This window comes from Paractinoplanes aksuensis (genome assembly GCF_024137025.1).
Classification (GTDB): domain Bacteria; phylum Actinomycetota; class Actinomycetes; order Mycobacteriales; family Micromonosporaceae; genus Actinoplanes; species Actinoplanes aksuensis.
On sequence record NZ_JAMYJR010000023.1, the window covers coordinates 181618 to 207067 of the forward strand.

The 25450-nt window shown below is 70.7% G+C and carries 24 protein-coding genes and 1 riboswitch; of the genes, 10 read left to right on the top strand and 14 right to left on the bottom strand.

Going from position 1 to position 25450, the window contains the following annotated elements; translation table 11 throughout:
* Positions 1 to 43 precede the first annotated feature (43 nt).
* Positions 44 to 1039, bottom strand: a complete 996-nt coding sequence (locus M1L60_RS21660; RefSeq protein WP_253239280.1) for a magnesium transporter CorA family protein — start codon at positions 1037 to 1039, stop codon at positions 44 to 46.
* Between the two features lie 40 nt (positions 1040 to 1079).
* Between M1L60_RS21660 and M1L60_RS21665 the strand changes: the two genes are divergently transcribed.
* Positions 1080 to 1814, top strand: coding sequence for a nicotinamide mononucleotide transporter family protein (locus M1L60_RS21665; protein ID WP_253239281.1), 735 nt, complete (start codon positions 1080 to 1082; stop codon positions 1812 to 1814).
* Here the strand turns inward: M1L60_RS21665 and M1L60_RS21670 are convergent.
* Positions 1790 to 2038 (bottom strand): SCO4226 family nickel-binding protein, encoded by a 249-nt coding sequence (locus M1L60_RS21670; protein WP_253239282.1) that lies wholly within the window; start codon positions 2036 to 2038, stop codon positions 1790 to 1792. The two genes, M1L60_RS21665 and M1L60_RS21670, sit on opposite strands and share 25 nt — an antisense overlap.
* An 84-nt stretch (positions 2039 to 2122) precedes the next feature.
* Between M1L60_RS21670 and M1L60_RS21675 the strand changes: the two genes are divergently transcribed.
* Entirely contained in the window at positions 2123 to 4930 is a 2808-nt protein-coding gene (locus M1L60_RS21675; protein WP_253239283.1) for an ATP-binding protein, read from the top strand.
* 339 nt (positions 4931 to 5269) lie between these two features.
* Here the strand turns inward: M1L60_RS21675 and thrS are convergent, their stop codons facing one another.
* From thrS to M1L60_RS21700, 5 genes are all read right to left on the bottom strand, one after another.
* Positions 5270 to 7279, bottom strand: coding sequence for a threonine--tRNA ligase (gene thrS, locus M1L60_RS21680; RefSeq protein WP_253239284.1), 2010 nt, complete (start codon positions 7277 to 7279; stop codon positions 5270 to 5272).
* Positions 7280 to 7368: 89 nt separating this feature from the next.
* Complete coding sequence (locus M1L60_RS21685) at positions 7369 to 8256, bottom strand: hypothetical protein (protein ID WP_253239285.1); 888 nt, start codon at positions 8254 to 8256, stop codon at positions 7369 to 7371.
* A 4-nt stretch (positions 8257 to 8260) separates the two neighbouring features.
* The gene (locus M1L60_RS21690; RefSeq protein WP_253239286.1) at positions 8261 to 8575 is read right to left on the bottom strand and encodes a hypothetical protein; all 315 of its coding nucleotides are present in this window, start codon (positions 8573 to 8575) and stop codon (positions 8261 to 8263) included.
* A gap of 391 nt (positions 8576 to 8966) precedes the next feature.
* The gene (locus tag M1L60_RS21695; protein WP_253239287.1) at positions 8967 to 10364 is read right to left on the bottom strand and encodes a gamma-glutamyltransferase; all 1398 of its coding nucleotides are present in this window, start codon (positions 10362 to 10364) and stop codon (positions 8967 to 8969) included.
* Between the two features lie 9 nt (positions 10365 to 10373).
* A complete protein-coding gene (locus M1L60_RS21700; protein WP_253239288.1) occupies positions 10374 to 10583 on the bottom strand; it encodes a hypothetical protein in 210 nt (69 codons plus the stop codon).
* A 119-nt stretch (positions 10584 to 10702) separates the two neighbouring features.
* Between M1L60_RS21700 and M1L60_RS21705 the strand changes: the two genes are divergently transcribed.
* Positions 10703 to 11227: a GNAT family N-acetyltransferase gene (locus M1L60_RS21705; RefSeq protein WP_253239289.1), complete on the top strand. Its 525-nt coding sequence runs from the start codon at positions 10703 to 10705 to the stop codon at positions 11225 to 11227.
* Here the strand turns inward: M1L60_RS21705 and M1L60_RS21710 are convergent.
* The 4 genes from M1L60_RS21710 to M1L60_RS21725 all read right to left on the bottom strand — a co-directional run bounded on the left by M1L60_RS21710 (position 11217) and on the right by M1L60_RS21725 (position 15720).
* Positions 11217 to 12176 (bottom strand): NAD-dependent epimerase/dehydratase family protein, encoded by a 960-nt coding sequence (locus M1L60_RS21710; protein ID WP_253239290.1) that lies wholly within the window; start codon positions 12174 to 12176, stop codon positions 11217 to 11219. The genes M1L60_RS21705 and M1L60_RS21710 overlap by 11 nt on opposite strands.
* Before the next feature lie 32 nt (positions 12177 to 12208).
* Positions 12209 to 13912, bottom strand: coding sequence for a poly-gamma-glutamate hydrolase family protein (locus tag M1L60_RS21715; RefSeq protein WP_253239291.1), 1704 nt, complete (start codon positions 13910 to 13912; stop codon positions 12209 to 12211).
* Between the two features lie 4 nt (positions 13913 to 13916).
* On the bottom strand, positions 13917 to 14483 hold the full coding sequence (locus M1L60_RS21720) for an HdeD family acid-resistance protein (RefSeq protein WP_253239292.1): 567 nt from the start codon (positions 14481 to 14483) through the stop codon (positions 13917 to 13919).
* Positions 14484 to 14544: 61 nt separating this feature from the next.
* Positions 14545 to 15720, bottom strand: coding sequence for an aminotransferase class V-fold PLP-dependent enzyme (locus M1L60_RS21725; RefSeq protein WP_253239293.1), 1176 nt, complete (start codon positions 15718 to 15720; stop codon positions 14545 to 14547).
* Between the two features lie 16 nt (positions 15721 to 15736).
* A riboswitch (SAM riboswitch) is annotated at positions 15737 to 15853 on the bottom strand.
* A gap of 60 nt (positions 15854 to 15913) precedes the next feature.
* Between M1L60_RS21725 and M1L60_RS21730 the strand changes: the two genes are divergently transcribed.
* Genes M1L60_RS21730 through M1L60_RS21745 form a run of 4 tightly spaced genes read left to right on the top strand, consistent with a single transcriptional unit; the run spans position 15914 to position 19804 of the window.
* Positions 15914 to 16702 (top strand): DUF1684 domain-containing protein, encoded by a 789-nt coding sequence (locus tag M1L60_RS21730; RefSeq protein ID WP_253239294.1) that lies wholly within the window; start codon positions 15914 to 15916, stop codon positions 16700 to 16702.
* The gene (locus M1L60_RS21735; protein WP_253239295.1) at positions 16699 to 17499 is read left to right on the top strand and encodes an LLM class flavin-dependent oxidoreductase; all 801 of its coding nucleotides are present in this window, start codon (positions 16699 to 16701) and stop codon (positions 17497 to 17499) included. Before M1L60_RS21730 ends, M1L60_RS21735 begins: the two co-directional genes overlap by 4 nt.
* A 2-nt stretch (positions 17500 to 17501) precedes the next feature.
* A complete protein-coding gene (locus tag M1L60_RS21740) occupies positions 17502 to 18737 on the top strand; it encodes an LLM class flavin-dependent oxidoreductase (RefSeq protein WP_253239296.1) in 1236 nt (411 codons plus the stop codon).
* A complete protein-coding gene (locus M1L60_RS21745) occupies positions 18734 to 19804 on the top strand; it encodes an FAD-dependent oxidoreductase (RefSeq protein ID WP_256516806.1) in 1071 nt (356 codons plus the stop codon). The genes M1L60_RS21740 and M1L60_RS21745 overlap by 4 nt, the downstream gene beginning before the upstream one ends.
* Here the strand turns inward: M1L60_RS21745 and M1L60_RS21750 are convergent.
* Both M1L60_RS21750 and M1L60_RS21755 read right to left on the bottom strand, forming a co-directional pair.
* The gene (locus tag M1L60_RS21750) at positions 19782 to 20624 is read right to left on the bottom strand and encodes an NAD-dependent epimerase/dehydratase family protein (protein WP_253239297.1); all 843 of its coding nucleotides are present in this window, start codon (positions 20622 to 20624) and stop codon (positions 19782 to 19784) included. The two genes, M1L60_RS21745 and M1L60_RS21750, sit on opposite strands and share 23 nt — an antisense overlap.
* A gap of 10 nt (positions 20625 to 20634) precedes the next feature.
* A complete protein-coding gene (locus tag M1L60_RS21755; protein WP_253239298.1) occupies positions 20635 to 21093 on the bottom strand; it encodes a MarR family winged helix-turn-helix transcriptional regulator in 459 nt (152 codons plus the stop codon).
* Between the two features lie 73 nt (positions 21094 to 21166).
* On the opposite strand from M1L60_RS21755, the gene M1L60_RS21760 reads away from it, so the two are divergent.
* The 3 genes from M1L60_RS21760 to M1L60_RS21770 are packed head-to-tail and all read left to right on the top strand — an operon-like array spanning position 21167 to position 24861.
* Positions 21167 to 22201, top strand: a complete 1035-nt coding sequence (locus M1L60_RS21760; protein ID WP_253239299.1) for an LLM class flavin-dependent oxidoreductase — start codon at positions 21167 to 21169, stop codon at positions 22199 to 22201.
* Positions 22198 to 22884: an NADPH-dependent F420 reductase gene (locus tag M1L60_RS21765; RefSeq protein WP_253239300.1), complete on the top strand. Its 687-nt coding sequence runs from the start codon at positions 22198 to 22200 to the stop codon at positions 22882 to 22884. The genes M1L60_RS21760 and M1L60_RS21765 overlap by 4 nt, the downstream gene beginning before the upstream one ends.
* A 57-nt stretch (positions 22885 to 22941) precedes the next feature.
* Entirely contained in the window at positions 22942 to 24861 is a 1920-nt protein-coding gene (locus M1L60_RS21770) for a potassium transporter Kup (protein ID WP_253239301.1), read from the top strand.
* On the opposite strand, the gene M1L60_RS21775 is transcribed toward M1L60_RS21770, so the two are convergent.
* On the bottom strand, positions 24836 to 25447 hold the full coding sequence (locus M1L60_RS21775; protein ID WP_253239302.1) for a hypothetical protein: 612 nt from the start codon (positions 25445 to 25447) through the stop codon (positions 24836 to 24838). The two genes, M1L60_RS21770 and M1L60_RS21775, sit on opposite strands and share 26 nt — an antisense overlap.
* Positions 25448 to 25450: the final 3 nt, after the last annotated feature.

A 25450-nucleotide genomic window follows, 5' to 3' on the forward strand; every position in this document is an offset into this window, starting at 1 on the left:
CGGGAGGTTACGCCATCGGCGGAGCCGCGCGATGCCCCGCCGGTCAGAGCCAGCCGCGTCGTTTCAGGTAGAGGTAGAGAAGTGCCGAGATCGCGAGGATGGCCGCGGTGCTGACGACGAAACCGGAGAACTTCTCGAAGCCCGGGTACGGCAGGTTCTGCCCGAAGTAACCGGTGATCGCGGTCGGCACGGCGACGATGGCGGCCCACGCGGCCAGCTTGCGGGTGGTGTCGTTGAGCACGTTGCCCTGCTCGGCCAGATCGGCCTGCAGCAGCGCGTCGATCCGGTCGCGCAGATGCTCGACCTCGTCGACGGTGTGGGTCGCGTGGTCCTCGACGTCGCGGTAGTAGGGACGCAGCTTCGCGTCGACCAGGCCGAGGTCGGCCCGCATGGCCTGGCCGACCAGTTCGGGCATGGGCCCGACGGCCCGCCGCAGCGCCGCCAGCAGCTTGCGCTGCTCGACGCCCTTCATGCGGACCGAGCGCGGCGCCCCGCCCTCCTCCAGCAGCTTGTCCTCGACCTTGTCCATCGCCGCGTCGAGCCGCTGGGCGACCGCGTACTGCCCGTCGACGACCACGTCGAGCAGCCCGTACAGCAGGAAGCCGACGCCGCCGCCGTCGAGCTGGGCGTCGACGTCCCAGCGTTCGACGAACTTGCTGGTGTCGCTGGGCGACTTGCGCACCGTGATCAGGGCCCGCGGCGTCACGAAGACACTGATCTCGGTCTTGCCGAACTTGGTGTGCGAGTCCTCGGTGGCGATGTCGACCGCGTACACGTTGAGGAAGACGTGGTGGGGGTAGCGGTCGAGCTTGGGGCGCTCGTGGTCGACCGTCGCGTCCTCGACGGCCAGCGGGTGCAGCTGGAACTCCCGGGCGACCAGGGTCAGGTCGTCCGCCGTGGGATGGAACAGGTCGAGCCAGAGCACCGCGCCGGGGTGCTGCTCGAGCAGGGGGGCCACCTGGTCGTACGGGAAATCCTGGGCGATCGCCTTCCCGTTCTCATAGAGGCGGGTCTCGATCGGGCAGGTGGGTTCGGTCACGGGAACCACTATGCCCCTCGGCCGCGCCCTACGATGAGTCGTGACCTGGGCCGACCAACTACTCTCCGCGTTCTACCACGCCAAGTGGCAGGTCACGGCCGACCAGGCGATCTATTACCGCGAGATCGTCGGCAACGCCTTCGGGCTGGGGTCAGCCCTGTTCGGCATGCGCCGCAACGTCTGGGCGTGGCCGGTCGGCATCGTCGGCAACGTGCTGCTGTTCACCGTCTTCGCCGGCCAGGCCATCGGCAACGACCAGGGCACGCCGCTGTTCGGGCAGGCCGCGCGCCAGGTCTTCTTCGTCGTGGCCAGCGTGTACGGCTGGTGGCGCTGGAACCAGAACCGCAAACGCAGCTCCGCCGGCGTGGCTGTCCAGCCGCACTGGGCCACCGCCCGCCAGCGCATCGTCTACGGCAGCCTGGCCCTGTTCGCGGTGGTCCTCTGCTTCTACGTGTTCCGGGCCGTCGGCGCCGGCTTCCCCGTCCCGTGGTGGTACTACCTGGCCGACTCCTGGATCTTCGTCGGCTCCATGCTGGCCACGTACGCGCTGGCCCGGGGCTGGGTCGAGTTCTGGCTCTGCTGGATAGCCGTCGACCTGGTCGGCGTGCCCGAACTGCTGCACTTCCGCTACTACCCGTCGGCCGTCCTCTACGGCGTCTACGCGGTGTTCGTCATCTGGGGCTTCGTGGTGTGGCTGCGCATCTCCCGAGCCGAATCGGGGCCGCCCGACGAACAGGCGGCCCCGGCCGCTCAGACCTCGGCCGTCAACTCGTAGATCTCGGTCGTGGGGTGACCCGCGCGCTCGTGGATCCGCATCACGGCCTCCTTGCTCGGCCCAGAACTGAGGCAGAACACCTTGCCCGACTCGGGGTCGAGCCACGCCCGCTCGAAGTGCACCCCCTCCTCGCCCTCGATCTTCAGATCGGCGTCGTGCGCGTCGGCCAGCTGCTCCGGGGTGACGCCGTGGAATCCGCTGTGTACGTCCATGAATTTCGCCATGACCCCAGCCTGGCCGCCGGGCTTGCGTCGGACATCGGTCAGAGCACCTACGGAGGCGCGCCGGGCTGACCTAAAGTCGCGGACGTGGTGCTGGGGTCTGTCCGGCCGTTGACGTGGGAGCGAGGCGAGGTCCAGATGGTGGCCAGCCCTGTTCTGGTCGGCCGCGAGGACCTGCTCGCCCTGGCCGACCGCCGTCTGAGTGCGCCCACCGGCGAGGCGCTGTTCCTCGCCGGCGAAGCCGGCATCGGCAAGACCCGTCTGCTCGGCGAGATCGTGGGCCGGGCCCGCTCATTGGGGTACGAGGTGCTGGCCGCGGGCGCCTCGCCCGGTGACACCGAGGTCGCGGGTGGACCGCTGGCCGACCTCGGGACTCAATTGCGCCGCCACCCCGGCACCGCCGCGGCCGGTGAACGCCTCGGCCAGCGCCTGCGCGAGCTCACCGACGGCGACGCCGCCAGCCAACGCCGCCTGCTCGTCGCCGACCTGACCGACCTGCTGGCCCACTCGTACGACCCGGCCCGGCCGCTGTTGATCACCATGGAAGACCTGCACTGGGCCGACGACCTCACCCTCGACGTGCTGGCCCGGCTCGCCCAGCACGCCCGGACGATCCGGCTCCTGGTGATCGGCACCTACCGCAGCGACGAGCTCTACCCGCGCATCCCGATGCGGCAGTGGCGCACCCGCCTGCTCACCCAGCGATTGGCCGAAGAAGTGCGGCTCCCCCGGCTGCGGCCGGACGAAACGGCAGTGATGGCCGCTGCCATCACCGGGGCCAGCCTGCCCACCGCGGCCTCCGAGGCGCTGCACGCCCGCAGCGACGGCATTCCGCTGCACGTGGAGGAGTTCCTGGCGACCCCGGCCGACCCGATGCTGGGCGCCGAGGGCGACCAGGTTCCGGACACACTGGCCGAGGCTGTACTCGCCCGCGCCGCCACGCTGACCACCCCGACGCGTGCCCTGGCCGAGGTGGCGTCGGTGCTGGGCCGCTCGTTCGACCTCGACCTGCTCACCACGATGACCGGTGACGAGCCGGCCGCCGTGGACGAGGCGCTGCGCGAGCTCACCGAGCAGTTCTTCGTGCGGCCCAGCCCCGACGGCGCCGGCTACACCTTCCGGCACGCGTTGATCCGCGACGCGCTGTACTCCGGAATCACCCCGCTGCGGCGGCGCGCCCTGCACGCCCGGGCTGCCGGCACCGGACTGCCCGACGCACTGGCCAGCGACCACTACGAGCGCGCGGGCCGGTTCGACGAGGCGTTCCGGCACGCCCGGGCCGCAGCCCGGGAGGCGTCGGCGCTGTCCGCGCACCGGGAAGCGGCCGAGCTCTACCGCCGGGCCCGGCGCACCTGGCCGTCCCGGCTGCCCCGCTCCGACTGGGCCGGGCTGCTCACCGCCCTGGCCTGCGAGCTGACCTCGATCGACGAGAACGAGGAGGCCGCGGCCTGCTACGCCGAGGCCTACGACGTACGGCTGGAACTGGACGACAAAGCGGGCGCGGCCGCCCTCGTCGGGGACTGGGTGGCCGTGCGCCACCTGCTCGGGGCCGATCTCGAGACCCGCACGGAAGCGCTGCGGGCGGCCCTGCCCCTGGCCGCCGACCACCCGCGCACGTGCGCCGAGCTGCACGCCGAACTGGCCGCCGCGTACATGCTCGACCGTCGCCTCGACGAAGCCCTGGCCAGCGGCGAACAGGCCCGGGCGCTGGGTGTGGAGGACCGCGCGCTCTGCCACGTCGACGCCACGGTCGGCTCGGTGCTGTTGTTCGCCGGCCGCACCGAGGAGGGCACCCGCCTGCTGCGCGACGCGATCACCCGCGCGACCGGTCTGCGGTACGAGGTCCAGGCCGCCCGGTCGTACCGGATGCTCGGCACGTCGATGTCGGTGCTGGTCGAATACGACGAGGCGGAACGGACGCTGCGCCCCGGCATCGCCTACGCCCAGCAGGTCGAGCTGTTCAACGACCGGCACTACATGGCGGCCCACCTGGCCCACGTCCAATGGGCCACCGGCGACTGGACGGCCGCCACCACGACGGCCCGCCAGGCGCTGGCCGACGGCGGCGGCATCACCACCGAGATCACCGCGCGGCATGTGCTCGGCTTTCTGGCGCTGGGCCGGGGTTCGTACGAGGAAGCCCTCGACCAACTCACCCGGGCCGAACGCCTCGGCTCGGGCATGCGCGAGCTGCAACGCCTCTCCCCCGCCTGGTGGGGCCTGGCCGAACTGGCCCTGGCCACCGGCGACACCGCCACGGCGATCGCCCGCTGCGACCAGGGCTTCGCCGCCTCGGCCGCGGTCGGCGACGCCGCCTACCTTTTTCCGTACGTGGTGACGGGCACCCGAGCCCATCTCGCGGCAACCGGCCCGACGGCGGCCCGGGCGTGGCTCACGCGCACCACGGATCTGCTGCGGTCGCGGGGCATTCCCGGAACGATGGGCGCACTCGACCACGCCAGGGGCTTGATCCAGCTACAAGAGGGACGGACCGGCAAAGCGCGGGACTCGCTGGCGGTCGCGGCCGCTTTCTGGAGGTCGCGGCGCCGCTTCTGGGAGGGCGCAGCCGTGCTTGTCGATCAGGCACGCTGCGCCCGCCGGTCGCGCCGCCCTGGGGAGTCCGCGGCGTTTGTGGAGGAAGCGACCCGGATGTATTCGGCCGCGGGCGCACCGACCCCGGCGGAAGTGCGGTCCGACGGAACTCCGGCACTGCTGTCCGCTCGGGAGATCGAGGTGGCACGACTGATCGCCGCCGGCCTGACCAATCGCGAGATCGCGGTGGCTTTGACCATCGCGCCCAAGACCGCCGCCGCTCACGCCGAACACATCCGCACCAAGCTCGGGGTGTCACGCCGGGCCCAGATCGCCACCTGGGTGACGACCACTATGGCGTAGTCGCCTCTCGATCGCCGGCTCGGACTCGATGGTTCGCCGCGTCGCCCGGTCGGCCAGGTTCTCGGTCATGGCCGGCATGGCGTGCATGGCCCGGGGATGGTCGTAGAGAAACCGCAGCCAGACCGGCCCGGGCAGATAGAGTGCCTCGACGTCGGAGGGCGATGATGCTGGCCATGCGAGCCAGGCCGCGGATGACGGCCATTTCCCCCACGATCTCCTCCGGCCCGCGGAACTCGAGGATCCGGGGTGGGCTACCGCGCATGACCTTGCCGAGTGCAAAAGGCGGCAATGCAGTGCCTCGGGGAGGCAGGCGAGCCGCCTCCCCGACGATTCCAGCGCCTAATCCGCAGTCGGTGCAGAGGGACCCACGTTTGTCCGGGACCGCACGACCTCGACCACGTGCGCAACCGCTTCGTCGATGGCCACGCCGTTGCGCTGGGAGCCGTCGCGGTAGCGGAAGGAGACCGTTCCGGCGGACACGTCGTCATCGCCGGCGATGGCCATGAACGGGATCTTCTGCTGCTGGGCGGTGCGGATCTTCTTCTGCATGCGGTCGTCCGAGTGGTCCACCTCGGCTCGGATGCCCTGCGCGCGCAGCTTGGCGACGAACTCTTCCAGGTAGGTCGCGTGATCGTCGCGGATCGGGATGCCTACGACCTGGACGGGGGCCAGCCAGGCCGGGAACGCTCCTGCGTAGTGTTCGACCAGGACGCCGAAGAAGCGTTCGATCGAGCCGAACTTCGCCGAGTGGATCATTACCGGCTCTTGGCGGGTGCCGTCGGCGGCCTGGAACTCGAGGCCGAAGCGGGCCGGCTGGTTGAAGTCGTACTGGATGGTCGACATCTGCCAGGTGCGGCCGATCGCGTCCTTGGCCTGGACGCTGATCTTCGGGCCGTAGAAGGCCGCGCCGCCCGGGTCGAGCACCAGCTCCAGGCCGGACTCGGTGGCCACGTCTTCCAGGACCTTTGTTGCGGCGGCCCACTGTTCGTCCGTGCCGATGAACTTGTCGCTCTTGGGGTCTCGGGTCGACAGTTCCAGGTAGTAGTCGTCGAGGCCGAAGTCGTCGAGCAGGGAGCGGACGAAGTTGAGCAGGTGCTTGATCTCGGCCGGGGCCTGTTCGGTGGTCACGTACGAGTGGGAGTCGTCCTGGGTCAGGCCGCGGACCCGGGTCAGGCCGTGGACCACTCCGCTCTTCTCGTAGCGGTAGACGGTGCCGAACTCGAAGAAGCGCAGCGGCAGCTCACGGTAGGACCGCCCGCGCGACCTGAAGATCAGGTTGTGCATGGGGCAGTTCATGGCCTTGAGGTAGTAGTCCGCGCCTTCGAGCTGCATGGGCGGGAACATCGTGTCCTTGTAGTACGGCAGGTGCCCGGAGGTCTGGAACAGCCCCTCCTTGGTGATGTGGGGCGAGCTGACGTACTGGAAACCCTCTTCGATGTGGCGGGCGCGGACGTAGTCCTCCATCTCGCGCTTGATGATGCCGCCCTTGGGGTGGAACACGACCAGACCGGAGCCGATCTCGTCGGGGAACGAGAACAGGTCGAGTTCGGTGCCGAGCTTGCGGTGGTCGCGGCGCTCGGCCTCGGCCAGGCGGTTCAGGTACGCCTTGAGCTCGTCGCGCGACGGCCAGGCCGTGCCGTAGATGCGCTGGAGCTGGGGGTTCTTCTCGGAACCGCGCCAGTAGGCGGCGGCCGAGCGCATCAGCTTGAACGCCGGGATGAGGCGGGTCGTGGGCAGGTGAGGGCCGCGGCACAGGTCACCCCAGACGCGCTTGCCCTCTTTGTCGAGGTTGTCGTAGTGGGTCAGGTCGCCCGCGCCGACCACGCTCAGCTCGGCGTCGTCGACGTCGCCCTTGATGTCGACCAGTTCCAGCTTGTAGGGCTCGTCGGCCAGCTCGACCTTGGCCTCGGCCAGCGACTTGTACTCGCGGCGGCGGAAGGTCTGGCCGGCCTTGACGATCTCTTGCATGCGCTTCTCGAGCTTGCCCAGATCTTCCGGCTGGAACGGCTTCGGCACGTCGAAGTCGTAGTAGAAGCCGTTCTCGATGGGCGGGCCGATGCCCAGCTTGGCCTCGGGGAACACGTCCTGCACGGCCTGGGCCAGCACGTGCGCGGCCGAGTGGCGCAGCACGTTCAGGCCGTCGGGCTCGTCGATCGAGACTGCGGTGGCGTCGGTGTCGAGCTCGGGACGCCAGTCGAGGTCGCGCAGGCGGCCGCCGGCGTCACGGACGACGACGATCGCCTTGGGGCCGGTCGTCGGCAGGCCGGCTGCGGCCACCGCATCGGCGGCCGTAGTCCCGGCCGGGACGACGAGAGGGTCGGCCACAGCGGGGGTACGGGTTGCGGACACGGTGATCTCCTTCTGGTACGGAAAAGCCCATCAGAACCTTGACGATGCTATCCGCCCGGAAATTCCCGCGGTCCCGCGCGACCCGGTTTTCACCGCCCCGCGAGCTCGGCCTCCTGTTCGAACCCCGGTTCGTACGAGATGAGGTGGCGCCCCTGCGACCGGCGTTCCAGGTCGGCGATGGTGGCCAGGCGCGCGTCGAGGTTGATCTGAGCCTGGTTCATGGCCCCGTCGTGGGCCTCGTCCTGGCGGGCCCGGGTGGCCAGCAGCTCGTCCTTGACCCGGTTCAGCCGCAGCCGGTTGGCAGCGTCCCTGTCCTGGGCGGGGAGGCCGCGGGCGTTGCCGATGATCGTCGGGAACTCGGCGATGGCCCGCTCCTGGTGCAGCGAGTGCAGGCCCTTCCAGTAGTCGGTCTGGCTCTCCGGCATCCAGTTGGCCAGAGCCATGATCGAGATGTCGTCGAACCGGGACTGCTCGGCGTCGGGCAGGACGTCCTCGCGGTAGGTGTGCTCGGCCAGGGCCTCGGTCGCCTCGCGGTCGGCGTTGTTGACGAAGGTCAGCACCTCGCCGATCTGCTGCGCGTACCCGTCGACGGTTCCCTGCGTGGCGGCGACCGCGATCGGCGCCGTGATCCGGCCGGCGGCCAGGTCGACCTGCAGTCCCGCCGCCCGCGCCTCGGCCACCAGCTCGTTCAGCCGGTACCGCCCCTGCTCCAGGTCGAGAGCGAAGTTCCGGATGATCCGGCCGACGGCGGCGCAATGCGTCTGCCCGTTGCCGACCCGCACGCGCAGCTCGGCCGCCTTGTCCTGGGCCGCCTGCGAGCTCGGCCCGGCCGGCCAGTGGTTCGGCATCTCCCGGGTGTCCCGGCCCAAGTCCTCAACGGCCAGATCCAGCGTACGGGCCAGCTTGTCCCAATGACGGGCCACCGCATCGAGCTGACCGGTGTCGGCGTCGAGCAACCCCTGCAACGTGATCGGCATCGCGTCATCCCGGTTTTCCGGCGACCTGGATGCGGTCGGCCGCGCTCTGATCGGTGGCCACGAAGTCCCCCGCGGCTGTCCGCAGCTCGCCGCCGTAGTCGCGGACGAGCCCACCCAGCCCGTCCAGGGTGACCTGCCAGTACATGGCGGTGAGCGACATCTGGTCGGCACACAGGGTGGAGCCGTCGACCGCGCGTTGCCCCTGGTACTCCCACCCGGGAATCACCGCGGCCGCCTCAGCGATCTGATCCCCGATCTCGGTCACTGCCACCCCCATGGCCCGCACCGCGGGCGCGTCGATGCTGGTCATGTCATCCATCGATCAACCGCCATCCCGTAGAGGACCGACTGCGCAACCTACACTCCGCAGCCACCCACCCCGGTTCACCGGTGCGCTTACGACTCGTCGGACGCGGACCAGGTTTCGTCGTCCGGTTGCGGCAGCACTTTGCCATCGAGGATCGGGACGAGCCGACGCAGGACACGATCCTCCGCGGTAGAGGTGGCAGCGTGAACGAGATCGGGAGTAGCGCCATCGACCGCTGACCGCAGAGTTTCGAAAACGCGATCGACCTCGGCCCGGAGACGCAACGACTCGTTCTCGTCGAGAGCGACTTGCTTGGACCAGCTGTCGAGCGCCGCGGCCGCACCGTTCCTCGTTCCCGGCGGCGACGCGGTAGCCCTCGAACCCGTCGAAACGGCCGGGGCTGTCAGGTTGCGATCACTGTGGCTGTGCCGTCGGCGCGGGGGTCGCTGCCTGCGTCGAGGGAGCCGGCGCGCAGGCGGGCGAGTTGGGCGTGGCCGGCATCGTCGTGGGGGCCGGCGGTCGTGGTGACGGTCAGGTCGTCCGTGTCGGGTGGTGGTGGGGTGCCGGGTTCGAGGATGAGGTCGTTGCCGCGCAGGATCCAGCGGGGGCGGGTCACCAGGGCGGCCGGGTCCGGGGCGGTCAGGACGTCGGGGGCGAGCTGGGCGAGGATCCACGGTTGGGCGCGACCGCCCTGGGCGCCGAGGGCGATCACCGCGTCGGGGCCGAGGGCGATCGTCGGGCAGAGGGTGTGTGGTGGGCGCAGGCCGGGGCCGAAGTGGGCGGGGTGGGACGGGTCGAGGCTGAACGAGGTGCCGCGGTTGTGCAGCAGGATGCCCGTGTCCGGGTCGAGCAGGCCGGCGCCGAAGCTTTCGAACACGCTCTGGATGATCGTCACCGCGTTGCCCTCGTCGTCGACGGCGGTGATGGCCACGGTGTCGCCGGTTGGTTTCGGGGGCTCGGGGGCAGGGTCCAAGGCTTCCCGCGTACGTAACAAGAGCCCGTCGATCGAGATCGGGCCCCCGCGGGGGTCGCCGAGCAATGCGTTGCGGGCGGCCTGGGCGCGCCGGCAGTCGGGCAGCAGGGACGGTGAGCCGGCGACGGCCAGGAACGTGGCGCCCTGCACGGGCGGCGGCGCGGCGTGCCAGACCAGGTTCCCGACCGTACGGCGCAGCGGCGCCACCACCTCGGCCGTGTGCGCGGCGAAGTCGGCCGTCGACAACGCGCTGCCCAGCGACTGCAGGCCGGCGACGAGGCGCTGGTTGAGGTGGCCGGAGTAGAACGTGCGCCAGTCGTGGCCGATCTCGGTCAGCGTCGCGGCGAGCGCGGGCTGCACCAGCGTGGGGCCGAGCATGGTGGCGGCCAGGCCGGGGTCGGCCCGGACGACTTCGAGGCCGTGGCTGATCGCCGTACGCAAGCCTTTGCTCTTGTCGACGCCGTCGGCCGCGAAACGGATGGCGGGGGCGAGCAACTCGCTCAGCGGCAGACGGGCGCCGAGTGATCGCACCGCGGCCCAGCCGGCAACGACTCCGGGCACGGTCACGGTCTGCGGGCCGCGCAACGGCATGCTCTCGACCCGGGCGTCGCGGGCGGCGGCGCCGATCGACAGCACCGTCCGTACGCCGGAATGGGCCGGGCGCACCATGGCCACCAGATCGCCGCCGACCGAGCACTGATGCGGATAGACGACGGCCAGCGCCCCGGCCGCGGCCAGCGCCGCGTCGAACGCGTTGCCGCCGACGGCCACGACTGCGCGGGCGGCCTCGACGGCAGCCGGGTGAGGGGCAGCTACCGCGACCGACATGGACCGACCCTACGGCCGCAGGCTCACTGCCGCCACGGAACGGGGCACCATGCCGCGGCCCGAGAACCGCCACTGGGCGAGCTGGACCCCGTCGACGGCGATGGTCGCGATCTGCTGCCGGCGGCGGGTCGCCACCCAGTCGATGATCCGATCAGGGGTGTGGATCGGGTCGGCGAAGTGCACGAGGTTGAGGATCCAGCTGCTCCGCGGAGGAGGCATCCGGGCGGAGTAGTGCTGAGAGTCCCCAGCGCGGGCCGCCCTCGACCGGCGAGGGCGCCTTCGAGATGCCGGTGCAGGTTGACGAGAGTCACCCGTGGACGCTGACCCACAATGGTCGGGTGACTTCGGTGCCCACCCTGACCACTGAGCGGCTCGTGTTGCGCGGATGGCGGGACGATGATCTGGACGGGCTGGCCGCGATCAACGCGGACCCCGAGGTGATGCGGTACATCCTGGACGGGGCGGTGCGGGATCGGGAGCAGAGTGCGGCCGGGCTGCAAAAGATGCGGCGGGACTGGGACAGCCAGGGCTTCGGGTTGTTCGCGGTCGAGCGGCAGGGTGAGCTGATCGGGTGGGCCGGGCTCGCGGTTCCGGCGTTTCTGCCCGAGGTGTTGCCGGCGGTCGAGATCGGGTGGCGGCTGGGCCGGCCGTTCTGGGGGTACGGGTATGCCACCGAGGCGGCCGCGGCGGCGCTCGCGTTCGGGTTCGAGGCGGCCGGGCTCGATCGGGTCATCAGCATCCGGCATGTGGAGAACGTGCGGTCGGCGCGGGTGATGGAGAAGCTGGGGATGGCGTACGACTTCGACACCGTCGTGCCCGGGGTCGGGCAGCCGGTGGCCGTGCACGTCGTGGCTAGACCGTGAGCGGGGTCGCGACGTCGAGTTGGTCGTGGTCGATGAGCCAGCGGACGGCCTCGAGGATGGCCTGTTCCGGTTCGTACGCGGGGCTGTAGCCGAGCAGGGCGCGCGCCTTGTCGATGCTGAAGTAGTGGTCGCGGATGAGGTGGTCCCAGCTGGCCTGGGCCGCGTCGTCGCCGGCCGTGCGGCGGAAGTCGACCCAGCTCACCGGGCGTAGCTGGGCGGTCCGGCCGAACCAGGACGCGGCGATCTGGGCGTAGCCGCGGACGTTGAGGGCGGACGGGGCGACGGCGCTGAAGTCCTCGCCGGACGCGGCGTCGCGGTGGGTGAGGGCGGCCTCGAAGAGCTGGGCGACGTCGTCGGCGTGCACGTGGTGCATGAACTCCGTGCCGATTCCCGGTACGTCGAGCGGCTCCCCGGCCGACAACGTGCGCCACACCGCGGGGTCGAGGTTGCCGAGCGGGCCGATCGGATGCCAGCCCGGGCCGACGATGTGACCGGGGTGCACCGACGTGGTGACCAGGCCGCCCGATCTGGTCTCGTCCTTGAGCATGCGGGCGATGGCGTCCTTGGCGATGCCGTACTCGCCCAGGGGCGGCGGGCCGTTCTCTTCGGTCAGCGGCAGTTTGAGGCTGGGGCCGGCCCGCCAGATGGAACCGCAGTGCAGCAGGTGGCCGGTGTGGCCGCGCAGCCGTTCGACCAGCGCCGTCGCCGAGTCGAGGGTGAAGCAGATCAGGTCGACCACGGCGTCGGGCTGCAGGCCGGCCACCGCCTCGGGGAACGCGGGGTCGTCGCGGTCGGCCGTCACGTGGCGGGCCTGGGACCAGGCCGGATCGTCCACGTAGCTGGAACGCTGCCCCCGGCTGACGGTCACCACCTCGTGGCCGGCGTGCACCAGCCGCGGAACGAGAAACGTGCCGATGTGCCCACTGCCGCCGACCACAACGATTCTCACCAGCTCAGGCTAACCCGTGGGCGGGCGCAACCTCATGCGGACAGGACCGCTCGGGTGGTGTCGACGAACGTCCAGAAGATCGGCTCGGTCGTGTTCTTGCGGCCCGCGCGCGTCTGGGTGCGGAAGAACTGCGTGCGGAACGGCGTGGTCATCTCGAGCTGCACGCCTGCCCTGGGCAGATTCAGGTTGACGATGTTGTCGGGATCGGTGCCGCTCAGCTGAGGTCTGGTGTTCGCGTCGATGGCGGTGAAACCCGCGCTTTGGTACGCCGAGAGCAGCGCCGCCTTGAGGCCGGCATCCCGGCCCCCGACCAGCACGGCGGCCGCGTTGTCGCCGAGCCCGGCCTCACCGGGTGAGCAGCCGTGCAGCGACAGCGTCCGCCGGCTGCCCGCGACCAGCGCCTCGGCCACCGGGTCGTCGCAGTGGGTGGACGTGACGTGCAGCGCCGCGTTGCCCGACGACCGGATGCCCTCGAACATCCAGTAGTCGTGGAGCGGCTCGCCCCGCACTCCCCCGGCCGGGTGGTAGCCGGCGATGGCCAGGCACAGTTCGGACGTGCCGGGCTCGATGCCGCCGCCGTGCAGCGCGAGGATCGCCGTGTCGGGGTAGCTGTCGCCGGGGCCGTCGCTGTCGTCGACGGCCGCGTGCCGCCGGAAACGGCGGGCGTAGTCGACCCCCTCAGTGTTCTGCGCATAGAGGTCGGTGTTCGACAGGTACTCATCGGCGGCCGCAACGGCCGGGCCGGGTGCGGCGGTGACCACGGCGGGAACCGCGGCTGCGCCGAACATGGCCAGAACGCTACGACGAGTGATCGAAGACATGCGCTGAGCATCGAGGAATTTGATGATCTCGTCGACCCCGGGGCGGTAGCCGTCGGTGGTGTCGACGTCCAATGTGGGCACATCGAGCCGCAGGCGGCCGAACGCCGTGGCCGGCTTCACTGGTCCGGCGTGAGGGCGGCGTTGCTGCACGCGCTGGAAGGCCGTTTCCGGGTCGATCCGGCACTGCACGATCCGGATGTCGGCCAGCTCGGCCAGGGGTTCGAGACGAGGCCGCCAGACCTCGTGCTGAAAGGCGGCCTCGGCCACCGTGGTGACCCCGGCCGCGAGCAGCACCCGCAAGACCTCGAAGAAAACCGGCAGCGTCCGCTGGTTCAAGTCGCCGGCCGTGTGCGCCATGCCTTCCTTGATCTGGTCGCGCGAGATCGCCGGGCCCCCGATCCGCGCGGCCAGCAGGGGCGCGAGCGTGCTCTTGCCGGCGCCGGGCGGCCCGCTGACCACGACCAGTGTCGGCCGCTGCAGCAGGCCGGCCAGCAGCGGGCGCAGGTCGGCCGGGAACAGATTCACCTCGTCGAATTCGTCGGCGGTGACCCAGTGCAGCTCGAAGCTGTTGTTCGGATTGTTCAGCTCGGCCTCGTCGCCGGACAGCATCGGCTCGCCGGTCACGTCTTTCACCAGGAAGTACGTGGCGGGCCGGCTGTTGTGCCGGCCGGTCCACAGTTGCCGGTCGACGGCGGCCCGCAGGGTGGTCTCCTCGTGGAGTTCGCGCAGCGCGGCGTTCTCGGCCGTCTCGCCCGGCTCGAGGCCGCCGCCCGGCAGTACCGCGTAGTGGTGGCCGGCGCAGGCGGTCGCGCCGGGCGGACACATGACGCACGAGTGCGGATCCAGCAGGTAGCGCTTGATGATCAGGACACGGCGACCGGAACGGACGACGGCGGCGGCACGGGGAATCGGCATGCCCTCAGGATGGTCGATGGCGGAAGACCAGGAGCAGTTGCATCGCGCCCATGACGACGAGCCAGATGCCGGTCAGCCAGACGATGGTGGCCAGGGACGGGCCGGGCCAGATCAGCACGACCAGGCCGCCCAGGACGGTGATCGCGCCGAGCAGGGCGACGACGAAGCGGCCGCCCGCCTCGTAGGTGCCGGTGAACGCGGCGACCAGCCCGGCGATGCCGCCGATCAGCCAGGAGAGGCCGATCAGGGTGGCCACCGCGACCAGCGACACGACCAGGTTACGCAGACAGATGACGCCGGCCACCAGGAACAGGACGCCGATCACCGCGGTCAGGGCGCGGGCGACGCCGTCCTCGCGGGTGGCGGTCACCGCCTGGACGAGGTTGATGACGCCGTGCACCAGCAGCCAGACGCCGAAGATGGCGGCCCCGACGTACAGGGTCTCGCCGGGCCAGGCCAGCGCCACGACACCGAGAATGATCGAGGTGGCGGCGCCGGCCGCGGCCAGCCACCACAGGGACCGCTCGGCCGATCGGACGAAGTTCGGAATCGGTGGATGCGAAATGGACACCGGATGCCTCCGGAGGGCCGCAGGGTTTCGCTGTCCGGCCGAATCTAACGCCGTTGCGGCCTCACGCGATAGAGGTGAGAGCGGTGGCCAGGCGGTCGAGGTCGTCGTGGGTGGTGCCCAGGCCCCAGCTGGCGCGCAGCAGGCCGCCGGTGTCGCACGTGCCGGCCCCGCCCAGGCGGCGTACCAGCGGGTGGGCGCAGAACAACCCGGCCCGTACGCCGATGCCGTGATCCTGGGCCAGCCGGTCGGCCACCCGAGCCGGGTCGGGGACGGCGAACGAGACGATGCCGACGCGGGGCGCGAGGCCGCCGAACAGGGAGACGCCGCCGTCGATGCTGCTGAGCAGGCTCTGTTCGTGTTCGAGCAGGGCCACGCGGTCGGCCCGCAGCAGCGCTTCGCACACGGCGGCCAGCGAGATCGCGCCGACCAGGTTGGGGGTGCCGCCCTCGTGCCGGGCCGGGCCGGTCGACCAGACGACGTCGCCCGGGGCGTCGCCGACGGAGGCGCTGGCGCCGCCGCCGCGCAGGTAGGGTTCGGCCGCGTCGAGCCAGTCGCTGCGGCCGGCCAGCACGCCCGCGCCGAACGGGGCGTACAGCTTGTGGCCGGACAGGGCGAGGTAGTCGGCGCCGAGGTCGGCCAGGTCGACCGGCACGTGGGGCGCGAGCTGGGCCGCGTCGACGAGCACGCGGGCCCCGTACTCGTGGGCGACGTCGGCCAGACGGCGGACCGGCCAGATCTCGCCCGTGACGTTGCTGGCGCCGGTCACGGCGAGCAGGGCCGGGCCGCGTACGGAGGAAAGCGCGGTTCGCACCGCCGCGACCGCCTCGTCGGGGGTGACCGGGGCCGGCAGGCGCACGGGCGCGGGCCAGGGCAGCAGGTTGGCGTGGTGCTCGCCGTCGAAGACGATCGTCGTGGTGCCCGCGGGCAGGGCCCGGGCCAGCAGGTTGAGCGCGTCGGTGGTGTTGCGGGTGAAGATCACCGAGTCGCCCGCGCGGGCGCCGACGAACTCGGCCACGGTCTCGCGGGCCCGCTCGTACTCGAAGGTCGAGCGCTGGGAGCGCAGGCCGGCGCCGCGGTGGACGCTGCCGTAGTACGGGAGCAGGTCGCGGACGGCGTCGGCCGCGGCCCGCACGGCGGGGGCGGAGGCGGCGTAGTCGAGGTGGGCGAACCGGACCTCGGCCCCGCTGGACAGGGTGGTGGTGAGGTCGGCGCCGACGATGTCGAGACGATCGGACATGGAGATGCCTCCGGCAGGCTCGCGCTTGCCTGCACCCGGGCGGGCACAGGCCAGGTCTTCACCCGGGGCACCCCATCGCGAACGCAAGGGTTGCCGGCCAGCGAGCCGGGGCTTGACGCTGGCACTCATGACCTTCGTGACGAACTCTAACATCCCCTATCGCCTATAGGCTAGGTAGGGATATGGTCGGGCCATGAGCAACCGGACCTGGGCCGAATGGCACGCCGAGCACGAGCGCACCCTCGCCGACCCGCACGGATTCCTGGCCATCACCAGCCTCAACTTCCTCGACGCGACACCCCGGCGCTTCCCCGACGCGCCCGGCGAATGGAGCACCGGCCCCGACGGCGTCGTGGTCGACCTGGCCCAGGGCGAGTCGCTGACCGTCGACGGGGCCGAGGTCACCGGGCGGCACAGCTTCGGCGTACTGCCCGAGCGGGGCGGGGTCTTCCCGGCCTTCGGCGACGCGGTGATCGAGGTGGCCAAACGCGGCGGCTTCGACATCATCCGGCCCCGCCACCCCTCGAACGAGCTGCGGCTGCGGTTCCGCGGCGTGCCGGCCTACGAACCGGCCGAGAAGTGGCAGCTGACCGGGCGGTACGTGCCGTTCGACGAGCCGCGCGACGTGACGGTGGGCGCGGCCGTCGAGGGGCTGGAGCACGTGTACGAGTCGCCGGGGCGGGTCGAGTTCGAAGCGCTGGGGACGCCGCTGGCGCTGACGGTCTTCAACGGGCGTACGCCGGGGTCGTTCTTCGCCCTGTTCACGGACGAGACGTCGGGCGTGACGACCTATGCGGCCAACCGCAGCCTGGCCATCGACGCGCCCGCGGCCGACGGCACGGTCACGCTCGACTTCAACCAGGCCACCAATCTGGTCTGCGCCTACACCGACTTCGCGACCTGCCCGCTGCCGCCGGCCGAGAACCGGTTGCCGGTCGCGGTCGAGGCGGGCGAAAAGATTCCGTACGAGCGTCAGCCGTGATCCACACCGCGCTCGAGCTGGGTTCTCTGGACGTCACGGCGGTGGAAGCGGCCGGCTTCGCTTTTGTGACGATCGCGAACGACGGGCCGGTCGAGGCGGGTGTGCTAGCCGCCCATCTTTCCCGCCGCACACAACGGATCGGACTCGCGCCGGAGCTGCACGTCACCGTCACCGAGCCGTTCCATCTGGCCACCCAGCTGGCGTCGCTCGACCACGCCTCGCTCGGGCGGGCCGGGTGGGTGGTCGGGGCGGTCAACACCGTTCCCGCGTACGCCGCCGTGGGCGGGACGCTGCTGGCCGAGGCCGACCTGCGGCGCGAGGTCGAGGACGTGATCGACGTGGCCCGCGCGCTCTGGACCTCGTGGGAGCCCGACGCCGTCATCCGCGATGTCGAAAGTGGACGCTTTCTCGACGCGGACCGGGTGCACCATGTGAACTTCGTCGGCGCCCGTTTCTCGGTGGTGGGCCCGCTCATCACCCCACGACCGCCGCAGGGCGAGGTGGTGGTGATCGGGGCCGACACGCTCGGCGTCACGAGCCGGCTCGATGTGGCGCTGATCGACGCGCCCTCTCTCGACGAGCTGTCCTCGCGCGCGGCGGTGGCCCGGGAAGCGGGGGCTTCGCTGGTCTTCGCCGACGTGCGCGACCCTGGGGCGCTGCGGCCCGACGAACTTGAAGGAGTCGTCGACGGCGTACGCCTGCATCCGTCTTCCTCCGACGACTTGGCGGCCGCGGTCGAAGCTCTCGGGCCGCTGCCACCCGTCGCCGCGACGCTCCGCGAAACGCTGGGGGTTTGACCGTGCTGCATCTCGGACTCTTCTTCACCGGTGTCGGGCCGCAACTGATCTGGACCGCACCGAACTTCGCGCCGCACACGCATATCGACACGTTCGTGGCCACGGCGAGGACGCTGGAGCGCGGGCTGTTCGACGCGTTCTTCCTGGGCGAAGGGCTGCGGGTGCGCGAGAACCGCGGGCGCGTCTACGACCTGGACGTGGCCGGGCGGCCTGACGCCATCACCCAGCTGGCTGCCCTGGCCGCGGAGACGACGCACCTCGGCCTGGTCGCCACGCAGAACACGACCTACAACTATCCGGCTGATCTGGCCCGGCGCCTGGCCAGCCTGGACGTGGTGTCGGGCGGACGGGCCGGCTGGAACATCGTGACGACCGACAACGCGTGGACGGGTGAGAACTTCCGCAACGGTGGGTGGTTGCCGCACTCTCTCCGCTACTCGCGCGCCAACGAATTCGTGACCGCGGCGAAAGCGCTGTGGTCCGGCTCCTCGTACTCGCTTCACAACGAGGTGATCGACATCGATGCACCGCCGACTGTCGCCGCGCGGCCGATGCTGTTCCAGGCCGGGGACTCGCCGGGTGGGCGTGATCTGGCGGCTCGGCACGCCGATGTCGTGTTCTCGGCCAACACCGATTACGACAAGGCCGTGGCGTACGCGGCCGACCTGCGGGCCCGGCTCGCCGGCTACGGCCGATCCCCCGATTCCGTACGCATCCTGCCCGGCGCCATGGTTGTGCTGGGCGACACGCCGGCTGCGGCCGCCGACAAGGCCGAGTGGATCCGGCGCGAGCAGACGACCGGCTCGCGCGCCATCGCGTTCCTCGAGCAGTACTGGGGCAAAGACCTTTCCGGGTACGACCCCGACGGCCCGCTGCCCGACATCGAGCCGGCCGAGGGCGAGCTCGACCCGTCCCGCGGCACGATCCCGATCGAGTTCCGCACCGGCAAGGCGGAACGCATCGCCGCGTGGCGTGAGCTGGGACTGTCCATCCGCGACACCGTGATCCAGGTGACCCCGCAGCACAACGCGTTCGTCGGCACCCCCGGCCAGATCGCCGACGAGTGGACGCGCTACCACGACAGCCACGCCGTCGACGGCTTCAACATCCTGCCCCAGGAACTGCCGGGCACGATCGAGGACATCGTCGACAAACTGGTGCCAGAACTGCAGGAGCGGGGCCTCTACCGCACCGCCTACACCGGCACCACGCTGCGCGAACACCTGGAACTGCCATGACCGACGTGATCGTCGTCGGCGGCGGGGCGATGGGCTCGGCCGCCGCCTGGTCCCTGGCCCGCCGCGGCGCCGACGTGGTGCTGCTGGAACGCTTCGCACCCGGCCACACCCACGGCGCCTCGCACGGGGCGTCGCGGATCTTCCGGTTGGCCTACGCCCAGCCGGACTACATCGCCCTGGCCCGCCGCGCCCTGGACCTGTGGCACAAACTCGAATCCGAGACCGGCCACCCGCTGCTCGACCTGACCGGCGGAGTCGACCACGGCCTGCTCGCCCCCATCGAAGACATCGCGGGCGCGCTGGCCGCTTCCGGCGTCCCCGGCCAGTGGATGGCCCTCGAAGAGGCGGCGGCCCGGTGGCCCGGGCTGCGCTTCACCGGCCCGGTCTTCTTCCATCCGTCGACCGGCCGCGTCCACGCCGACAACGCGGTGGCCGCCCTGCAGTCCGCCGCCATCACCCGCGGCGCGGTGGTGCGGCACGAGACCCCGGTGCTGTCGGTGACCGTCCGGGGTGACGACGACGTCGAGGTGGTCACGGCGGGCGAAACGCTGCGCGCCCGCCGCGTCGTGGTGGCCGCGGGCGCATGGACCCCGAAGCTGCTGCCCGGCCTGCTGCAGGTGCGGGTCACCCAGGAGCAACCGGCCCACTTCGCCCCGCTGGACCCGGCGGCCGAGTGGCCGAGCTTCATCCACCACCGCCCCGACCTGGGCGTCTACGGCCTGGCCACCCCCGGCGAGGGCATCAAGGCCGGCTTCCACGGCACCGGCCCCGAGGTAGACCCCGACCACCGCGACTACGCGGAAGAACCGCGGAGCGCGGCCCAGCTGCGCGACTACGCCCGCGAGTGGCTCCCCGGCGTCGACCCCGACGCCACCACTCCGATCAGCTGCACCTACACAACCACCCCGACCAGCGACTTCGTCATCGACCGCACCGGCCCGCTGGTCGTCCTGGCCGGCTTCTCGGGCCACGGCTTCAAATTCACCCCCGCCATCGGCGAACTCGCCGCCGACCTGGTGGGCGGGGCTCCGGCTGTCGCGCGCTTCAGACTTCCGTACGCCAGGTGAATTCGGGTTCGTAGTTGAGGAGGCGGCGGGCCTTGTCGATGCTGAGCAGGGTTTCGTGTTCGGCCAGGTCTTTGGTGAGGGGGAGGTCGGGGAAGACCTCGGCCGCCAGGGTGGCGCTGGAGCGGGTCATCACTGTGTCGGCGTTGGCGATCACGAAGATTTCGACGCCGGGCTCGTTGTAGGCCAGGGCCTTGCGGACGGCCTGGGCGCCGTCGCGGGCGTCGATGTAGCCCCACGCGTTCCAGCTGCGCAGGTGGGGGTCGGCGTCGTAGCCGGGGAAGGCCGCGTAGTCGTGGGGTTCCATGACGTTCGAGAAGCGCAGGCCGATCATCGTCAGGTCGGGGTCCCAGCGGCAGAACTGGGCCGCCATCTGTTCCTCGAGGTGTTTGCCCAGCGAGTACGCCGAGTTGGGGCGGGCCTCGTAGTTCTCATCGGCCGGCAGGTACGGCGGTGGGGTGCTCTCGAACGGCAGACCGAGCACGGTCTCGCTGGACGCCCAGACCACCGTTTTGATGCCGGCCACGCGGGCCGCCTCGAAGACGTTGTAGGTGGCGGGCACGTTGTTGTGGAAGATCGCGGCGTTGGGGCGCAGGCCGGGGGCCGGGACGGCGGCCAGGTGCACGACGGCGTCGATGCCGTCGTACCGGTCGTCGACCGCGGTCAGCGCGCCGACCACCTGGCCGAAGTCGGTGAGGTCGACCCGGACGTCGGGGCTGCCCCCGGTGTCGAGGTTGACCACCTGGTTGCCGTGGTCGAGCAGGTCCTGCACTACGGCGCGGCCGAGTTTGCCGCTGCCTCCGGTCACCGCGATACGAGCCATGACCACCTTTCTACTCCCGCGCCAGGTGCTCCCGCAGGGCGGCCATGATCTCGCCGGTCGCTTCGAGCTGGGCCGGAGTCAGCGCGTCGACGAAGATCTCGCGGATGTCGCGCAGGTGGGGGCGGTTGACCTGCTGAAAGATCTCCAGACCGGCCGGGGCGAGCACGGCCTCGGCGCCGCGGTTGTCGGTCAGGCACTCCTCGCGGCGGATCAGGCCGCGTTTCTCCATGCGGCCCAGGTGGTGGGAGAGACGGCTGCGCTCCCAGCCGACGGTGGCGGCGAGTTCGGACGACCGCAGCCGCCGGCCGGGGGCCTCGCTGAGGGCGAGAAGCACGGTGTAGTCGCCGCTGGAGAGCCCGTCCCGCTGCAGGCGGGCGGCCATGGCGGAGCGGACGGCCTCGCCGGTCTCGATGAAGTCGCGCCAGATCCGCAGTTCCTCGCGGGTCGGGAAGCGCCGGGTAGTGGTCACGGCCACACCTCCTGTAATTGACGTGTCAATCGTAGCGGGCATAATTGACACGTCAATCAGCTTGGAGGGGTACATGAGTGACATCACCTTCGGCCTCGACACGTTCGGAGACGTGCCGGAGGACGACAACGGCAATCTGCTCTCCTACGGCGCGACCTTGCGCCACGTCGTCGACGAGGCCGTGCTGGCCGACGAGCTCGGCGTCGATGTCATCGCGCTGGGCGAGCACCACCGCCCCGAATACGCGATCTCCTCGCCCGAGACCGTGCTGGCCGGCATCGCCGGCAAGACGAAGAACATCAAGCTCGCCTCGGGCGTGACGGTGCTCAGCTCCGACGACCCCGTGCGCGTGTTCCAGCGCTTCGCCACCCTCGACGGGCTGTCCGGCGGCCGGGCCCAGGTCATCCTGGGTCGCGGCTCGTTCACCGAGTCGTTCCCGCTGTTCGGCTACGACATGGCCGACTACGACGTGCTCTTCGAGGAGAAGATCGAGCTGTTCGCCGAGCTGCTCAAGGAGAAGCCGGTCACCTGGAGCGGCACCACCCGCCCGGCCCTGGTCGACGCCGATGTGTTCCCCAAGACCGACTCGGGTCACCTCGACACCTGGGTCGGCGTCGGCGGGTCCCCGCAGTCGGTCGTCCGCACGGCGCGGTACGGTCTGCCGCTGATGCTCGCGATCATCGGCGGCGCCCCCGACCGCTTCGCCCCGTACGTCGATCTCTATCGCCGTGCCGCCGACCAGCTCGGCACCGTGGCCCACCCGGTCGGCATGCACTCGCCGGGGTTCATCGCGGACACCGACGAGGAGGCCAAGGAAGTGTTCTACCCGAAGTACAAGGTGATGCGCGACCGCATCGGCAAGCTGCGCGGCTGGCCTCCGCTGCGCAAGGAGGAGTTCGACCACGAGGTGGCGAACGGCTCGCTCTACATCGGCTCGCCCGAGACGGTGGCGCGCAAGATGGCCAAGGCGATCAAGGCGCTCGGCGCCGGCCGCTTCGACCTGATCTACGGGGCCGGGTCGACGCCCACCAGCGCCCGGCTGCGCGCGGTCGAGCTGTTCGGCAGCAAGGTGCTCCCGATGACCCGCGACCTGCTGGCGACCTCGTGACGACCATCGGCATTCTCGGCGCCGGCAAGGTGGGCACCGTCCTGGCCCGGCTCGCGGTGGCGGCTGGGCACCGGGTGCTCATCGCCGGCTCCGGTGACGTCGCCAAGATCAAGCTGATCATCGGCGTGCTGGCGCCCGGGGCCGAGCCGGTCACCGCGGCCGAGGCGGCGGCCGGGGCCGACATCGTGGTGCTGGCGTTGCCGCTGGGCAAGCACCAGAGCATCCCGGTCGAGGCGCTGCGGGGCAAGCTCGTGGTCGACGCCATGAACTACTGGTGGGAGGTCGACGGCATCCGCGAGGATCTGACCGACCCGCGTACGTCGTCGAGCGAGATCGTGCAGGCCTTCCTGCCTGAATCGCGGGTGGTGAAGGCGTTCAACCACATGGGTTACCACGATCTCGAGGAGGGCGCGCTTCCGGCGGGCTCGCCCGGGCGCAAGGCGATCGCGGTGGCCGGTGACGGTGAGGCTGACGTCGCCGCGGTCGCGGCCCTCGTCGACCAGTTGGGCTTCGACCCGGTGATTGCCGGGTCGCTGTCCCAGGGCGTACGGCTGGAGCCTGGTTCGGAGACCTTCGGCGCCAACGTTCCGGCGGCCGAGTTACGGGCCATGATCGAACGTTTCCCCTCCTCGGAACGGGGCCGGATCGTGACCGAAGCCCGGCTAAACCCCGCGGAGCGGTAACGGGAGACACTCCGCGACACGCCTCCCGAACCGCTGATCGGGGCGCAGAATGAGCCGGTGAGCCCAGAAGCGCCCCATCACGGCCACCAGAAGCTGAAAGCCGCCATCGTGATCGGCGCGCTCGGCGTGGTGTTCGGCGACATCGGCACGAGCCCGATCTACACGATCCAGACCGTCTTCAACCCGGCCGACCCGCACCCGGTGCCGATCAGCGAGGGCAACATCCTCGGCGTCGTCTCGACGATCTTCTGGTCGGTCATGATCATCGTGACCCTCACCTACATCACGCTGGTCATGCGAGTGAACAACGACGGTGAGGGCGGCATCATGGCCCTCATCACGCTGTTGCGCCGCTGGGGTTCGTCCCACCGCCGGCGCAGCGCCGTGTTCCTGGCCGCGCTCGGCATCTTCGGCGCCTCGCTGTTCTTCGGCGACAGCATGATCACCCCGGCTATCTCGGTGCTGTCGGCGGTCGAGGGGCTGGAGACCGTGCGGCCCGGGCTCGAGAGCATCGTCGTGCCGCTGACCGCGGTGATCATCGTGATCCTGTTCGCCTTCCAGCGGCACGGCACGGCGGCGGTGGGCAAGTTCTTCGGCCCGGTGATGATCACCTGGTTCACTGCCATCGGCGCGGCCGGCATCTGGGGCATCAGCCAGGAGCCCCGCGTCCTCGAGGCGCTGTCACCGACGTACGCCATCGGGTTTCTGGCCGGGCATTTCCACATCGCGTTCTTCGCGCTGGCCGCGATCGTGCTCTCCGTGACCGGGGCCGAGGCGATCTACGCCGACATGGGGCACTTCGGGCGCAAGGCCATCGTGATCGGCTGGCTGAGCCTGGTGCTGCCGGCCAGCACGCTCAGCTACCTGGGCCAGGGCGCGCTCCTGCTGAACGACGAGAGCAAGTTCTCGAGCCCGTTCTTCCTGCTGGTGCCGGACTGGGCCCGGCTACCGCTGGTGATCCTGGCCACGGCGGCCACCGTGATCGCGGCCCAGGCGGTGATCACCGGCGCGTACTCGGTGGCGTCCCAGGCCGGTCAGCTCGGTTACCTTCCGCGACTGCGCGTCGTGCACACCTCGGACACGGCCATCGGCCAGATCTACGTACCGTGGATCAACTGGCTTCTCATGGTGTCGGTGCTGGTGCTGGTGTTCGCGTTCCGCAGCTCGGCCGCCCTGGCCTACGCGTTCGGCATGGCCGTCGTCGCCACCATCACCATCACCACGCTGCTCTTCTTCTATCTGGCCCGGGTGCGCTGGAAGACGCCGCTGTGGGTGGTGGTGATCGGGGGCGGTCTGCTGCTCGCCATCGACCTGCTGTTCGTCAGCGCCAACCTGACCAAGCTCGTGCACGGGGCGTGGCTGCCGCTGCTGATCGGGGTCATCGCGTTCACCGTGATGACCACGTGGCAGCGCGGCCGCGCGATCGTGACCGCGGAACGTGACCGCGCCGAGGGTTCGCTGCGGGAGTTCGTCGACACCATGCAGAACCGGAAGCGGCCGCTGAGCCGGGTCCCGGGCACGGCGATCTTCCTGAACCGGGGCAAGGCGACCGCCCCGCTCGCGCTGCGGGCCAACGTCGAGCACAACCACGTGCGGCACGAGCACGTGGTCGTGCTGTCGATCGACACCCTGCCCGTGCCGCGGCTGGCCGACGACGAGCGCATCGTGGTCGACCATCTGGGGTACGCGGGCGACGGCATCACCCACGTGACCGCGCGCTACGGCTACATGGAAACGCCGGACGTGCCGGCCCTGCTGCAGATGCTCGACGCCGAACTGACCGAGGGCCAGATCTCGGTCGACGAGGCGTCCTACTTCTTGTCGAAGATCGAGCTGACCCGCGGCTCGTCGCCGACCATGGCGCCGTGGCGCAAGCGCCTGTTCATCGCCACGTCCTACATCACGGCCGACGCCGCCGAGTACTTCAGCCTGCCGCGCGACCACACGGTGATCATGGGGTCGCGAATAGAGGTCTGAAATACCGGAGCGTCGCCTCCGTCTTAGTCACCTGAGGCTCGTCGTCCGGCACGATGCCGTGCGCCCGCAACGCGCTCGACGTCTGAGCCGCCACATCGGCCGCCTTGGCCGACAGGCAGCGCGTGGACAACTCGGCGATCGAAGAGCCGTCCGGGAACGTCCACTGCTCGGCCACCAGCGGATAGTCGGACGCGGCCAGATCGAACCGGCAGCGCCGCACCTCGACCGGGCCGAACGTCAGCAGACTGCCGAGAGGCACATTGGCGTACGCGGTGAGAAGCCGACGCTGACGGCCGGAGAGCAACCCGGCCAGCGGCTTGCGGGCCCGGACCGCCCGCTCCACGTCGTGCCGCCCGAGGGTGCGCTTGAGCGCGCCCGAACACGCGTAGTTGTCGGGCAACGCGTCGATCTCGACCGCGAACCCGTCGTCGTTGCGCAACCAAGCCGGAAGCGCCTTGGGCAGCACCGGCCGCAACTTCACGACGGCGTCGCCGGCCCGCCCCTTGGTGCTGCGGAGCCGGACGATGAGACCGTGCTGCTGGAGGGCGAGGTCGGCGGTGTCGAGGAAATAGATTCGGCGGGTCATTCC